This window comes from Bradyrhizobium sp. NDS-1, assembly GCF_032918005.1.
GTDB lineage: Bacteria > Pseudomonadota > Alphaproteobacteria > Rhizobiales > Xanthobacteraceae > Bradyrhizobium > Bradyrhizobium tunisiense.
On record NZ_CP136628.1, the window covers coordinates 7460909 to 7475926 of the forward strand.

At 65.4% G+C, this 15018-nt stretch carries 10 protein-coding genes; 6 read left to right on the forward strand and 4 right to left on the reverse strand.

The genetic code is table 11. The annotated features are described in order from the left end of the window. The first annotated feature begins 74 nt into the window (after positions 1-74). Positions 75-1286 (forward strand): MFS transporter, encoded by a 1212-nt coding sequence (locus RX330_RS34910; RefSeq protein ID WP_317241526.1) that lies wholly within the window; start codon positions 75-77, stop codon positions 1284-1286. Between the two features lie 156 nt (positions 1287-1442). Here RX330_RS34910 and RX330_RS34915 read toward each other — a convergent pair whose 3' ends face one another. Beyond that, positions 1443-2783, reverse strand: coding sequence for an MFS transporter (locus RX330_RS34915; RefSeq protein WP_317241527.1), 1341 nt, complete (start codon positions 2781-2783; stop codon positions 1443-1445). 152 nt (positions 2784-2935) lie between these two features. Between RX330_RS34915 and RX330_RS34920 the strand changes: the two genes are divergently transcribed. The 4 genes from RX330_RS34920 to RX330_RS34935 are packed head-to-tail and all read left to right on the forward strand — an operon-like array spanning position 2936 to position 7534. Further along, positions 2936-3589: an ABC transporter ATP-binding protein gene (locus RX330_RS34920; protein WP_317241528.1), complete on the forward strand. Its 654-nt coding sequence runs from the start codon at positions 2936-2938 to the stop codon at positions 3587-3589. Then, entirely contained in the window at positions 3586-6048 is a 2463-nt protein-coding gene (locus RX330_RS34925; RefSeq protein ID WP_317241529.1) for an ABC transporter permease, read from the forward strand. The genes RX330_RS34920 and RX330_RS34925 overlap by 4 nt, the downstream gene beginning before the upstream one ends. Then, positions 6038-7120, forward strand: coding sequence for a lipocalin-like domain-containing protein (locus RX330_RS34930; protein WP_317241530.1), 1083 nt, complete (start codon positions 6038-6040; stop codon positions 7118-7120). The genes RX330_RS34925 and RX330_RS34930 overlap by 11 nt, the downstream gene beginning before the upstream one ends. A 27-nt stretch (positions 7121-7147) precedes the next feature. Beyond that, positions 7148-7534, forward strand: a complete 387-nt coding sequence (locus tag RX330_RS34935; RefSeq protein ID WP_317241531.1) for an MAPEG family protein — start codon at positions 7148-7150, stop codon at positions 7532-7534. 159 nt (positions 7535-7693) lie between these two features. Here RX330_RS34935 and RX330_RS34940 read toward each other — a convergent pair whose 3' ends face one another. The 3 genes from RX330_RS34940 to RX330_RS34950 all read right to left on the reverse strand — a co-directional run bounded on the left by RX330_RS34940 (position 7694) and on the right by RX330_RS34950 (position 13544). Continuing rightward, positions 7694-8887 carry an ABC transporter substrate-binding protein gene (locus RX330_RS34940; protein WP_317241532.1) on the reverse strand — a complete coding sequence of 398 codons (1194 nt, stop codon included), beginning with the start codon at positions 8885-8887 and terminating at the stop codon, positions 7694-7696. A 284-nt stretch (positions 8888-9171) separates the two neighbouring features. Continuing rightward, on the reverse strand, positions 9172-12342 hold the full coding sequence (locus RX330_RS34945; RefSeq protein WP_317241533.1) for an efflux RND transporter permease subunit: 3171 nt from the start codon (positions 12340-12342) through the stop codon (positions 9172-9174). Further along, positions 12339-13544 (reverse strand): efflux RND transporter periplasmic adaptor subunit, encoded by a 1206-nt coding sequence (locus RX330_RS34950; protein ID WP_317241534.1) that lies wholly within the window; start codon positions 13542-13544, stop codon positions 12339-12341. Before RX330_RS34950 ends, RX330_RS34945 begins: the two co-directional genes overlap by 4 nt. Positions 13545-13858: 314 nt before the next feature. On the opposite strand from RX330_RS34950, the gene RX330_RS34955 reads away from it, so the two are divergent. After that, positions 13859-15013 carry an iron-containing alcohol dehydrogenase gene (locus tag RX330_RS34955; protein WP_212083871.1) on the forward strand — a complete coding sequence of 385 codons (1155 nt, stop codon included), beginning with the start codon at positions 13859-13861 and terminating at the stop codon, positions 15011-15013. Positions 15014-15018: the final 5 nt, after the last annotated feature.

Consider the following 15018-nt stretch of genomic DNA (forward strand, 5'->3'; position numbering starts at 1 on the left):
CGCCTGCGTTCATGGACAAATAACCGCTCTCCCCGATAGTTTCCGCCGCTTCAGGGAGTGAAAACGGAACTGCAATGGTCGACGTTCTCGCCGCACCGCAGCAAGGCAAGGCGGACAGCGCGCTGCGCACGCTGACGGGAATCTCGGTCGCGCATTGGGTCAGCCATTTCCATCTGCTGGTGCTGCCAATGCTGTTCCCGTTCCTCAAGGGCCAGCTCGGCGTCGGCTATATCGAGCTCGGCTTCGCGCTCACCGTGTTCGCGGTGGTGTCGGGACTGACCCAGGCGCCGACCGGCTATCTCGTCGACCATTTCGGCGCGCGCAAGATTCTGCTGGCGGGGCTCACGCTCGGCGGCTTCGCGCTGATCCTGCTCGGCCTGCACCTCAGCTACGCCTCGCTGATCGCCTGCGCCGTGCTGCTGGGCCTCGCCAACAGCGTCTATCATCCCGCCGATTACGCGATCCTGGCCGAGCACATGGACGAGGCGCGGATGGGCCGCGCGTTCTCGATCCACACCTTTGCCGGTTTTCTCGGCGGAGCAGTGGCGCCGGCGATCGTGGCCGCGCTCGTCACCTTGTCCGGCGGCGTCGGCGCGCTGATCGCATCCGGTGCGATCGGCATTCTGGTGGCGCTGCTGCTGCTCGTCATGAACATTCCCGACGCCGGGGCCAGCAAGAAGAAGCCGGGCGCGGAGAACGCGCCGAAGCAGGCCGTCATCACCCCGGCGCTGATCGTGCTGACGGCGCTGTTCATGCTGCTCAGCCTGTCGGTCGCGGGCATCAACAATTTCGGCGTCGTCGCGCTGATGAGCGGCTATGGGACGTCCTACTCGGCAGCCAACGTCATGCTGACCGCATTCCTCGGCGCCAGCGCGGCCGGCGTGCTGGCAGGCGGCTTCCTCGCCGATCACACCGAACGCCACGGTTATGTCGCCGCGGCCTGCTTTGCCGCGAACGCGGGAATCGTGCTGTTGATCGCGCTCGTGACGCTGCCGGGTTGGGCGCTGACTGCCGCGATGACGCTCGCAGGCTTCCTCTCCGGCGTGATTGCACCCTCGCGCGACATGCTGGTGCGCAACGCCGCGCCCGCGGGCGCAGCCGGCCGGGCCTTCGGCATCGTCTCTACCGGCTTCAATCTCGGCGGCATCGTCTCACCGCTGCTGTTCGGCTGGATCATGGACCAGAACGCGCCGCACTGGGTGTTCGGCGCGTCCGTGATCTTCATGGTCGCCACCGTGGTGCTGTCGCCGTTCACGGAACGGAAGCGGGAATCTTCTGCGAATTAGGCGGTCGGTCTCGCTACAAACTCATCTGCCGTCCCGCCGAGTGCGCAATTGCGCACGGGGGCGCGGACCCATGATCATAGGGAGGAGTCGTAGCGCGAGACTGGTCGCTCCGAGTCTTCGCCTAACATCTTCCTGTTTCGAGGCGGCGAGCAGTCCTCACGTCGGCGACACCGCGCCCTTCAGCGCAGCCGTCTGCGCCGCCGCACCGCGTGTCAGCCTGGCCTTTTCCGTGTTCGGCCACAGCAGCAGCAAGCCGAGCAGGCCGGAGCCGACCATGATCGCGGCATTGATGGTGAAGCCGGTCATGTAGCCGTCGATCGTGCTGCCGGCACGCTGGATCATCGCCCCCATCACGGCCGGCGCGATGATGCCGGCCAGCGTGTAGAGCGCACCATAGATTGCGAGGATGGCGCCGCGCTGCGAGCTCGGCGTGAACTCGCCGAGCATGGGCGGGCAGACGACGTAGATCGCCCCGCACAAGCCCGAGCCGACCACGAGCAGCGCGATCTGGAGGCCCGCACCGTTAGCATGCGGCATCATCGCCAGGATCAACCCACCGATCACCAGCGGCACCGAGCCGAGAATGCCGCGAGCCGCGCGGGTGTTGTAGCCGCGCACCATCATCACCTGCGAGATCCATCCCGTGAGAATGACGATGGTGGCGCCGAACACCCAGGGCAGGATCGAGACGAAGCCGGCCTGGCTCTGCGAGAATCCGAGCCCCTTGACGATGAAGGGCGTGAACCAGGTCAGGCCGAGCGACAGCGCCCAATAAGCACCGAAGGTCGCCGCGACGCAGCCGATGAAGGTGCGAGACGTGAGAAGCTGCAAGTAAGGGATCTTCTGCTCGGTCGCCGCGAGGGCCGGCGTGTCTTCCAGCGGACCTTCCTTGCCGAGCGCGAGCCAGGCCGCGACCCAGATCAGACCGACGACGCCGAGCGCACCGAAGGCATAGTGCCAGGAATGGTTGACGATGATCCAATTCAACGCCGGCACCGCGAGGATGACGCCGAAAGCCGAGCCCTGCGACAGGATCGCGGTCGGCAGCGTGCGCTTCTCGTCGGGGAACCATTTGTAGATGGCGTGCGCGGCAACGGAGAACGCCGGGCCTTCGCCGGCGCCCAGCACGATGCGGCAGATCAGGAGTGTCGTGAAGGAGACGGTACCGACCATCGGAAACTGTGCCAGCGCCCAGATCACCGCGAGCGCCAGCAGCACCCAGCGCGTCGGCACCTTGTTGACGATGAAGCCGACCACGATGGCGGCGATCGAGAACAGGAAAAAGAACGAGGAACCAAGCAGGCCGAACTGCTCCGGGGTGAGCTTCATCTCGGTCATGATCGGCACACCGGCAAGACCCACCACGATCTTGTCGGCGAAGTTCACGAGCATGAAGAGGAAGAGGAGAAAGGTGATGGTCCAGGCGCCCTTTGGCGTCGCGTTTGACACCGTCGCCGATTTGCCCGCCGCTTCTTCTGGCGTTCCCTGAGCGCTCATGGATCTCCCCGTCTTGTCCTTCGGTCTTTTTGGCACTTTTCTGATTTGGCCGTCTTGGAAGCTAACAACGGCTTCAAGACCAACGCAACCAGCATTTCCCCGGCAGGTGTGCTACGCAGCAATTCCGCTAATTCAGTCCGGCGTCGTTCATCGTGCTGAGCATCCGAAACCTGTCCAAGTCCTTCTCCTCGGCCGGCGAACCGGTCCATGTGCTACGCGGCGTCGATCTCGACCTCAGCGAGGGCGAACGCATCGCGCTGACCGGCGAATCCGGCAGCGGCAAGAGCACGCTGCTGCATCTGATCGCAGGGCTCGATGCCGCCGATAGCGGCACGATCCGGCTGGCGGATATCGAGATCACAGAGCTGTCCGATGCGGGGCGCGCCAGCTTGCGGCGTGACCGGATCGGCCTGGTTTTTCAACAATTCAACCTGATCCCGAGCCTGTCGGTCGCGGACAATCTGGCTTTTCAAGCGCGGATCGCCGGCCGACATGATGCAGCCTGGTCCAAGGAACTGACCGAGCGGCTCGGGCTCGGCAGCCTGCTCAAACGCTATCCAGAGCAATTATCAGGCGGGCAACAACAGCGCGTCGCGATCGGCCGCGCCCTGGCGACGAAGCCGTCGCTGCTGCTGGCCGACGAGCCCACCGGCAATCTGGACGAAGCGACAGCCGAGAACGTGCTGGCGCTGACGCGCGATCTCGTCGCGCGCACCGGCTGCGGTTTCCTGATGGTGACGCATAGCCTGCATCTGGCAGCGACGCTCGACCGCCATGTGACCCTGCATGCGGGGCGGATCGCATGAGGCGCGCGCTGTGGGTCCTTGCCGTGCTGCTCAGCCATTGGCGGCGTCACAAGATGCAGTTCGCGACGCTGCTGGTCGGGCTGATCGCGGCAACCGCGCTGTGGAGCGGCGTGCAGGCCATCAACCAGCAGGCCCGCACCGCCTATGACCGCGCCGCGGCGACGTTCGGCGGCGCCCGCACGGCAATGCTGGTAGCGCCTGCCAGCGCGACCTTTCCCCAGGAATTGTACGTAAAACTCCGCCGCGCCGGCTGGCCGGTGTCGCCGGCGCTGGAGGGCCGGGTCCAGATCAACGGACGTTCGCTGCGCCTGCTCGGGATCGAGCCGGTGACGCTGCCGATCGAAATCGGCAACGCACCGCGACTTGGTGCTGCGGATTTGAGCAGTTTTGTTGCACCACCGGGTCAGACATTGGTGGCGCGGGAAACGCTGAACGATATCCAGCAAACGGAAGGCGCAGTGCCTCCGACCAGCGACGGCGCAACATTGCCGCCGCTGCGCGTGCTGCCGCAGCTCGTGCCCGACGTGCTCGTGGTCGATATCGGCGTGGCACAGCGCCTGCTGAACAAGCCGGATCAGGTATCGCGGCTTCTGCTCGGCAAGCCGAAGAGCAAGCCTGCGCCGCTGACAAGCGTCGTCGGCGATCAGCTGCAGCTGATCGAGCCGACCGCGGAGACCGAGCTGGAGCGCCTCACCGACAGCTTCCATCTCAACCTCACGGCGTTCGGACTGTTGTCGTTCTTCGTCGGTCTCTTCATCGTCAATTCGGCCGTCGGCCTCGCCTTCGAGCAGCGGCTGCCGGTGCTGCGGACGCTGCGCGCCTGCGGCGCCTCGGCACGGCTCGTCAATACGGTGCTGGTGGTCGAACTCGTGGCGCTGGCCCTCGTCGCCGGGCTGATCGGGCTCTCTTGCGGCTATTTCATCGCCGCTGCGCTCCTGCCCGACGTCGCAGCGTCACTGCGCGGGCTTTATGGCGCACAGATTCCAGGGCAGCTCTCCTTGCGGCCCGAATGGTGGCTCGCCGGCATCGGCATCAGCGTCGCGGGCGCGCTCGTTGCGGCGGCGACCAGCCTGATCAAGGCGATCAGGATGCCGGTGCTGGCAACGGCGCAGCCGCACGCCTGGCAGCAGCGGCAGCGCCGCTGGCTCATGCTGCAGAGCCTGGGCGCCTGCGCCGTGTTCGCGGTCGCACTTCTGTTGCTTCGCTACGGCGAATCGCTGATCGCAGGCTTTGGACTGCTGGCGGCGCTGATGCTCGGTGCGGCCCTGATCCTGCCGGCGTTGCTCGAGATCCTCCTGCTCGCGGGCCAACGTAGCGCGCGAAAACCACTTGCGCTGTGGTTCTGGGCGGACAGCCGGCAGCAGCTCTCCGGACTTTCACTGGCGCTGATGGCGCTGCTGCTCGCCCTCGCCGTCAATGTCGGCGTGTCCACCATGGTGGAGACGTTCAGCCGCACCTTCATCGGCTGGCTGAACGGACGGCTCGCAGCCGACGTCTACATCAGCGCCTCCGACAATACGCAAGCCCTCGCCATTCGAAACTGGCTGCGCGAGCGCAGCGACGTACAGGCGATCCTGTCGGGTGGCCGCGCCGAGGCGCAGGTTGAAGGGCAGCCCGTGGAGCTGCTCGGCCTGCCCGACCACACGCTCTATCGGGAGCGCTGGCCGCTGCTGGACGCCTCCCCGCGCGCCTGGACGCGGCTCGTGCCCGGCAATGCCGCCTTCATCAGCGAGCAATTGAGCCGCCGCCTCAACGTCGGGATCGGCGACGTCGTCGAGGTGCCGGCGCCAGGCGGGAGCTGGGAGCTCGACATCGTCGGCGTCTATGCGGATTACGGCAATCCCAAGGGGCAGCTCGCCGTAAACGTCGCAGCGCTGATGCGGCAGTTTCCAAAGACGCCGCAGACGCGGATGGGTCTGATCGTCGCCAGGGAGAACATCTCCGGCCTGATCGCGGCCCTGCAAGAACAGTTTGCGCTCGGCGACCGCAGCGTGGCGGATCAGGCGACGGTGAAAGCCGAATCGATCCGCATCTTCAACCGCACCTTTGCGGTGACGTCGGCGCTGAATGCGTTCACGCTCGGCGTCGCCGGAATCGCGCTGTTCACCAGCCTGTTGACGCTGGCGAACTCCCGTCTGCCGCAACTCGCACCGCTGTGGGCGATCGGCATCACGCGACCGCGCCTTGCCGCGATCGAATTGACCAAGACGCTGTCGGTGGCGCTGTTCACGGCGCTGCTGGCCGTGCCGCTCGGGCTGCTGGTGGCGTGGTGCCTGATTGCGATCGTGAACGTGAAGGCATTCGGCTGGCGGCTGCCGTTTCATGTATTCCCGCTGCAACTGGTGGAGCTGGTCGCGGTGGCGCTGTTTGCGTCGCTGCTTGCGGCTCTCCTGCCGGTGGCACGGCTGGCGCGGATGCAGCCGGCAAGTCTCGTCAAGGTGTTCGCCAATGAGCGCTGATCTACTATCGCGCCGCGCCTTCGCCGGCGGCATCGCTGCACTGACGCTCGCACGCCGCGCCGGTGCGCAAGGCTATGCCGGACTCGGTGAGACGGCGGATGGCTTTGCGAGGGTCACGCCGGGAAAGCTGTTCGCCTTTCCGACCGATCACGGACCGCATCCGGAGTTTCGTATCGAGTGGTGGTATCTCACGGCAAATCTCGTCGATGGCAGCGGTGCGGCCTGCGGGCTGCAATGGACGCTGTTCCGCCAGGCGGCGCAGCCGGGCCCCCAGGGCGAGGGCTGGGCCAATCAGCAGGTGTGGATGGCTCATGCCGCCGTGACGCGCGCCGACACCCACCGCTTCAACGAGGCCTTTTCACGCGGTGGCATCGGGCAGGCCGGCGTCACCGCAACGCCGTTTGCGGCCTGGATCGACGATTGGGAGATGAAGGGTCTCGAGCGCGCCGACGATCGCACTTTGGCGCCGCTGACGCTGAAGGCAGCCAGCACCGATTTCAGCTACGCACTGACGCTGGAGGCCGATCGCGCCGTGGTGCTGCAAGGAGATGGCGGCTACAGCCGCAAGTCGGAGCGTGGGCAAGCGTCTTATTATTATAGCCAGCCGTTCTACCGCGCCCGCGGCACGCTCACCATCGACGACAAGCCGATCGATGTTTCAGGGCAGGCCTGGATGGACCGCGAATGGAGCAGCCAGCCGCTCGACGCTGACCAGACCGGTTGGGACTGGCTGTCACTGCATCTGTCGTCCGGCGACAAGCTGATGCTGTACCGGTTGCGGCAAAGGGACGGCAGGGATTATCCGTTCGGCAATTGGATCAGCGCTGCCGGCGAGACGCGGATGATTGCGGGTGGCGACATCCAGATGATCCCGAAAGCGACGACGGAGGTTGCGGGACGCAAGCTGCCGGTGGAATGGCAGATCGCGATCCCGTCGCGCTCGTTATCGGTTCTTTGCAAGCCACTCAATCCGAGAGCCTGGATGGGAACGGGCTTCTCCTATTGGGAGGGACCGATCGGCTTTGCCGGGACGCATGATGGCGTTGGCTATCTCGAGCTGACCGGGTATTGAAGCGCGACCTCTCCAAAGGGATCCGCAATGTATCACCTTACCGCCCTCGTCACGCTGCTGGCGATCGCATTTTATTTCTTCACCAGCATCAACGTCTCGCGCTTGCGCACCAAGACCGGCGTCAAGGTGCCCGCGACGTCCGGCCATCCGGATTTCGAACGCGCCTTCCGCATCCAGATGAACATGCTGGAATGGATGCCGATCGTCCTGCCGGCGCTGTGGCTGTTCGCGATCTATATCAGCGACGCGGTCGCCGCCGGGCTCGGCGCGGTCTGGATCATCGGCCGCATCGTCTATTTCATCGGCTATTCCAAAGCCGCAGCGAAGCGCGGCCTGGGTTTCATGATCCAGGGTATCGCCGCCATAGCGCTGTGGGTGGGGGCGCTGGGTGCGGTGGTGTTGCGGCTGGTGTGAGGCCACGCAACACGCATTCTCGCGTCCCGGGCGCGATGCAGCGTGCAACGCTGCGCCGCTGAACCGGGACCCAGCAGGCGGCACGCTGTTCGGAGAGATGGGCCCCGGCTCTGCATCGCACCGCTGCGCGCTGCGATGCGTCCGGGGCACGAGAGAGCCCTACTTCGTCAGCGGGCAGCCGCTCTCCTTGGCGGTGAAGAAGGCCTTGTCGCCGGGGACGGTGGCGAGCAGCTTGTAATAGTCCCAGGGCTTCTTCGACTCCGAAGGCTTCTTGACCTCGAACAGATACATGTCGTGGACCATGCGGCCGTTCTCGAGCACCTTGCCGCCTTGCGCGAAGTCGTCGTCGACCGGCAGCTCCTTCAGCTTCTTGGCGACGGCATCCGGATCCTTGGTGCCGGCGGCCTTGACCGCCTTGAGATAGCTCAGCGTCGCCGAGTAGGTACCGGCCTGGATCATGTTCGGCATCCGGCCGGTGCGCTTGAGGAAGCGTTCGCCGAGATTGCGCGACTTGTCGTTGACGTCCCAGTAATAGCCCTCGGTCAGCACCAGGCCTTGCGCGGCCTGCAGGCCGAGGCCGTGCACTTCGGCCAGGGTCATCAGCAGGCCCGCGAGCTTCTGGCCACCGGCGACGATGCCGAACTCGGACGCCTGCTTGATCGAGTTGGTGGTGTCGAGGCCGGCATTGGCGAGGCCGACGATCTTCGCCTTGGAGCTCTGCGCCTGCAGCAGGAAGGAGGAGAAGTCCGAGGAGTTGAGCGGCACGCGCACCGAGCCGGCCACCTTGCCGCCGTTGGCGGTGACGATCTCGCTGGTGTCCTTTTCCAGCGCATAGCCGAAGGCGTAGTCCGCGGTGAGGAAGAACCAGGTGTCGCCGCCAGCCTTGGTCAGCGCACCGCCGGTGCCGACGCCGAGCGCGCGGGTGTCGTAGGCCCAGTGGAAGCCGTAGGGCTGGCAGGCATCGCCTGTCAGCCGCGAGGTCGCGGCGCCGACGACGATGTCGATCTTCTTCTTTTCCTTGGACAGCTCGTGGATCGCGAGCGCGACCGAGGAGGTCGTCAGCTCCGTGATCATGTCGACGTTCTCGACGTCGTACCAGCGCCGCGCGATCGAGGCGGCGAGATCCGGCTTGTTCTGGTGGTCGGCGGTGACGAGCTCGATCTTCTGGCCGAGCACCTCGCCACCGAAATCCTCGATCGCCATCTTGGCGGCCTCGACCGACCATTTGCCGCCGTAATCGGCGTAGACGCCGGACTGGTCGTTGAGGATACCGATCTTGACGCCTTGGGCGGAGGCGGGAACCGCCAGCACCAGGGCAGAGGTTGCGACGGCGGCCAAAAGTACTGATTTCATCTATTATCTCCCAGCAGTTTCTGTTTTGAAATCGCGCGGATATTAGGGAAGAACCCCGCGCGTGCCCATCCATTTCATGTTGGTCGTTAGTATGGAGGTGTGCGCAAGCAATCGGTGTCGTCCCGGACGAGCGAAGCGAAGATCCGGGACCCATAGCCACAGGAAGTCGTTTGACGAAGTCTCGGAGTGACCATGTCGCGCGAAACTACTTCCAGTGGTTATGGCTGCCCGCGTTCGCGGGGATGACACCGTGAATGAGGGGACGCGAGTGGCCGCTACCGACACTAAGACGCCGCCAGTTCCGGCTTCTTCCCCTCGTTCCGTCCCTCCGCCAGGTTCCGCACGACCACGTAGAAGATCGGCGTGAACAACAGGCCGAACAGGGTAACGCCGATCATGCCGAAAAAGACGGCGACGCCGACCGCCTGTCGCATCTCCGAGCCGGAGCCGCTCGAGATCACCAAGGGCAGCACGCCGAGGATGAAGGCGAAGGACGTCATCAGGATCGGCCGCAGGCGTAGGCGGCAGGCCTCGATCACGGCCTCCAGCCGCGACCTGCCTTCGTTCTCGATGTCTCGCGCGAATTCGACGATCAGGATCGCGTTCTTCGCGGCTAGCCCTACCAGCACGACGAAGCCGATCTGGGTGAGGATGTTGACGTCCTGGCCCATGATGCGCACGCCGATGGTGGCGGCGAGCAGGCACATCGGCACGATCAGGATCACCGCGAACGGCAGGGTCCAGCTGCCATATTGCGCGGCGAGCACGAGATAGACGAACAGCACGCAGATCGGGAACACGTAGAGGCCGGCATTGCCGCCGGTGACCTGTTGATAGGACAGGTCCGTCCATTCGAAGGTGAAGCCGCTCGGCAAGGTGTCATCCGCCAGCTTCTTGATGGTGTCGAGCGCGGTGGTCGAGCTGGTCCCCGGTGCCGGCTCACCCTGCAACTCGGACGCCGCATAGAGATTGTAGCGCGCCACGCGGTCGGGACCGGAGACATCCTTGAACTCGACCACGCTGCCGAGCATCACCATGTCGCCGGAGGCGTTGCGCGTGCGCAGGCGCGCGAGATCGCTGGGTTCTTTCCGGAATGGGAAGTCGGCCTGAGCGGTGACGTGATAGGTGCGGCCGAACAAGTTGAAGTCGTTGACATAGGTCGACCCGAAATAGCTCTGGATCGTGTCGTTGATGTTCGAGATGGGCACGCCGAGCTTCTGCGCCTTGGTGCGGTCGATGTCGACGAAGAGCTGCGGCGTGTTGGCGCTGAACGGCGAGAACACCGAGGGGCCGAGCAGCGAGGGCGATTTGCGCGCCGCGGCGACAAGCTCGTCGGTGGCCGCAGCGAGCATTTCGGGCCCGCGGCCCTGGCGGTCCTGGATGCGGATGGTGAAGCCGCCGCCGGTGCCGATGCCGGGCACGGCCGGCGGCGGAATCACGATGATGAAGGCGCCCTGGATCGCAGACAGGCGCTTGCGCAGCTCGACCGTGATGGCGTTCGCGGACAATCCCTTCTTGATTCGCGCCTCCGGCTCGTCGAACACCGGGAAAAGCGCCGCCGCGTTACCGGCCTGCGTGCGCGTCGCGCCGGAGAAGCCGGCGAAGGCGGCGACGCGCACGATGCCCGGCGTATCCAGCGCGATCCGCTCGATCTCGCGCACGACCTCGGTGGTGCGCGCCAGCGAGGCCGCACCCGGCAATTGCACGGAGACGATGACGTAGCCGCGATCCTGCGCCGGGATGAAGCCTTGTGGCGTGGTCACGATCAGCCAACCGGCGCTGCCGATCAGCACGACATAGATCAGGAGCATGACCACCGAATGCCGGATCACGAAATCGGCAAGACCCGCATAGCCGTGCGCCAGCCGGTCGAACACGCGGTTGAAGACCCCGGTGAAGGCATTCCAACCGCGCGCGATGACATTCCAGCTTGCCGGCGGCCGCTTCTCCTCGTGCGGGGTGAGGATCTGCGAAGCCAGAGCCGGCGACAATGTCAGCGAGCAGAAGCAGGAGATCGCAGTCGCAACCGCGATGGTGACAGCGAATTGCTGGAAGAACTGCCCGGAAATGCCGCCCAGGAAGGCGGTGGGAACGAACACCGCGCACAGCACCAGCGCGATCGAGACCAGCGCGCTGCCGACCTCCTCCATGGTCTTGAGCGCGGCGTCGCGCCGGCTCATGCCGCGCTCGAGATGCCGCTCGACGTTCTCGACCACGACGATGGCGTCGTCGACCACGATGCCGACGGCAAGGACGAGGCCGAACAGAGTGAGATTGTTGATGGAGAAGCCCAGCGCCGCCATCACCGCGAAGGTGCCGACCAGCGACACCGGGATCGCGATGATCGGAATGATCGCAGGTCGCCATCCCTGCAGGAACACCAGCACCACGACGACCACGAGCAGCATGGCCTCGTAGATGGTCTTGATCAGCTCGTGGACGGACTGTGCGATGAACTCGGTCGGGTTGTAGCCGATATTGTAGTCGAGGCCTTTCGGGAAGCTCTCCTTCAGCCTCGTCATGGTGTCGGTGATGTTCTTTGCCGTGGCCAGGGCGTTCGATCCCGGCCGCTGCGTCACCAGCATGGCAACCGCCGATTTGCGCAGCAGGAAGCTGTTTGTGGAGTACGCGAGCGCACCGAGCTCGATACGCGCGACGTCGCGCAGACGAACGACCCGGCCGTCGGAGCCGGCCTTGATTAGGATGTCCTCGAACTGCTTCTGGTCCTTCAGGCGGCCCGTGAAGGTGAGGTTCGGCTGGAAGGCGCGGTCGGCGATCGGCGGCTCGGCGATCTGGCCACCGGCGATCTGCACGTTCTGGGCGCGGATCGCCGCCAGCACCTCGGCCGACGTCAGGCCCAGATTGGCGATGCGGTCAGGATCGAGCCATAGCCGCATCGAATAATCGCGTGCGCCAAAGATCTGGATGTCGCCGACGCCGTCGAGGCGCAGCAGCTGGTCGCGGACCTGGAGCAAGGCGTAGTTCGAGATATAGAGCTGGTCGAACGTATCGTCCGGCGACAGCATGAACACGACCATCAGGATGTCGGGCGAGTTCTTTCGCGTGGTGACGCCGTTGCGCTGGACTTCCTCCGGCAGGCGCGGCTGCGCGATCGCGACGCGGTTCTGCACCAGCACCTGGGCCTTGTCGAGGTCGGTGCCGAGTTTGAAGGTGACGGTGATGGTGAGCTGGCCGTTCGAGGTCGCCTGGCTGTACAGATACAGCATGTCCTCGACGCCGTTGATCTCCTGTTCAATCGGTGCGGCCACCGTGTCGGACACGGTCTGCGCGGACGCGCCGGGATATTGCGTGGTGACGACCACGGTCGGCGGAACCACTTGCGGATATTCGGAGACCGGCAGCGTGGTGTAGGCCAGGGCGCCGACGATCAAGAGCACGATCGACAGCACCATCGCGAGGATGGGCTGGTTGATGGAAAGACGACCAAGATTCATGGCTTGCCACCGGCCGGGGCTTGTGCAGTCTGCGGGGCGACCTTGGCGCCGACACGGGCACGCTGAATGCCGTTGACGATGACGCGGTCCTCCGCCTTCAATCCTTCGCGGATCACGCGCAGGCCGTCGTCCAGCGGCCCGAGCACGACGGGACGCGCCTCGACAGTGTCGTCGGGTTTGACCACGAACACGATCTTGCGGGACTGATCGGTCGCGACAGCAGCATCCGGAATCAGCAGCGCCTCGTAGGGCGCGCTGCCGATCAGACGGACGCGGCCGAACTGGCCGGGCAGGATCGACAGATCGGTGTTCTTGACGACTGCGCGGCTGCGGAGCGTGCCGGTGGAGACGTCGAGGCGGTTGTCGAGGAAGTTGATGGTGCCTTCGCGCGACGGCTTGGTCTCGCCGGCGAGGGTCACCTGCACCGGGTTCGCCGTATCGCGTGAGCTCGGGCGACGGCCTTCGAACCACAGCTTGCTGTATTTCATGAAGGTCGCCTCATCCATGTCGAAATAGACATAGATCGGGTCGAGCGTGACGATCGAGGTCAGCAGTGTCGAAGTTCCGTTGTCGCTGCCCTGCACGAGATTGCCGGGGCTGACGAGATGGCGGCTGACGCGGCCCGTCAACGGCGCCGTCACGTGCGTGAATTCGATGTTGAGCTTGGCGGCCTTAAGCGCGCCTTCGGCCTGCACCTCGGCGGCGTGCGCGGCCTGCAAGGCCTGACGGCGCTGATCGACGACCTGCTCGGAGACCGCGCTGGTCTGCACCAGGCTGAGGCCGCGATCGAGTTCGCGCTTGGCAAGCTCCACCTTGGCGCGGGCATCCGACAGTTGTCCCTCCGCCTGCGTGGCCACCGCCTCGAACGGGCGGGGGTCGATGACATAGAGCAGGTCGCCTTTGCGCACGATGGCGCCGTCCTGGAATTCGACCGAATTGACGAAGCCGCCGACGCGCGGGCGCACCTGCACCTCCTCCATCGCTTCGAAGCGGCCAGTGAACTCGTCCCAATCGGTGACGGTGCGCTTGACCGGCTGGGCAACCGTCACAGCCGCTGGCGGAGGGGCCGCTGCCTGCGAGGTCGGCTGCCCGCAACCGGTGAGCGCGAAAGTCGCGCCGGCAAGCGCGGCGATTGCGCCAATTCGAGCCAGAACGAAATCGTGCTTTTTGACAACCTGCTCGCTTCCGTCCGGTTCGCTCATCCCAGGTCCTCACCTCAAAGCCGCAGAAAAGGCAGGGTACGCTTGTACCTGCGGGCGCCACAAGATGGGTGGCAAAAATGAACTCTTCAAGACCGCGGTGCGCGCAATGCTCGGAAGAACGCCCCGGCCGGATGGCGGGTTGACAGGAAGCGAGACGGTCGCACACGCGGGATGCGAGGTGGTGACAAGGCAGCGACGCCCGCTACCCTCCCCTGGAGGCTAAGAAGCGGCCAGCGCCTTCGCACATGACGGGCACGCTGGGCTCGGCTAGATTATCCTTGCAAAAACAAAGGCGAATTGTCCGGGAGGACAGCGTGCACCAGGGACGTGTCGTTTTCGGCGCGATCGAGGAGGTCGTGTTCGGCCATCCTGCGGCCGGCGCCATCATCGCGCAGATGGACCGGCTCGGAGCAAATCGTGCCTTCCTGATGGTTTCGGGCACGCTCAGCCGGCAGACCGACGAAATCGAGAAGATCAAGCAAGCTTTGGGCTCCCGCTGCGCCGGCCTGTTCGACGCCATGCCGGCGCATACGCCGCGTGAGGCGGTGATCGCCGCCACCCATGCCGCCCGCGAAGCGAGTGCCGACCTGATTGTCACCGTGGGCGGCGGCTCGATCACTGACGGCGCCAAGGCGGTGCAGCTTTGCCTCGCCAACGGCATCACCGATGTCGACGGCATCGAGCGCATCCGCGTCCACAAGGGCGTCGCGCCCGACATGAACGCGCCGACGGTGCGGCAGATCAGCGTGCCGACCACGATCGCCGGCGGCGAGTTCAGCGCGATCGCCGGCGTGACCGACCGGGCTACACATGTGAAGCAGATGCTGCGGCATCCGCTCACGGTGCCGCGCGCGACCATCCTTGACCCTGCCATCACCGTGCACACGCCGGAATGGCTGTTCCTGTCGACCGGCATCCGCGCCGTCGACCATTGCGTCGAGGCGATCTGCTCGCGTGAGACGCATCCCTATGCCGATGCGCAATCGGTGAAGGGCCTCGCCATGCTCGCCGACGCTCTGCCGCGGGTGAAAGCCGATCCGTCCGATCTCGACGCGCGGATGGACGCGCAGATCGGCACCTGGCTGTCGATGGGCGCACTCGCCGCCGGCGTGCCGATGGGCGCGAGCCACGGCATCGGCTATGTGCTGGGCGCGGCCTTCGACGTGCCCCACGGTTGCACCTCCTGCATCATGCTGCCGGCGGTGATGCGCTGGAATGCGCCCGACAATGCCGAGCGCCAGATGATCGTCGCGGCCGCGATGGGCTTCCCCGGCCACAACGCCGCCGACGTGCTCGATGCCTTCATCCGCTCGCTCGGCATGCCACGCAGCCTCGCGGATGTGCGTGTGGCGCCGGAGCATTTCGACGCCATCGCCGAACAGGCGATGCGTACGCCCTGGGTACCGCGCAATCCGCGCAAGATCGAGGGTGCGGCACAGGTGCGCGAAATCCTGCTTCTCGCCGCATAGAACAA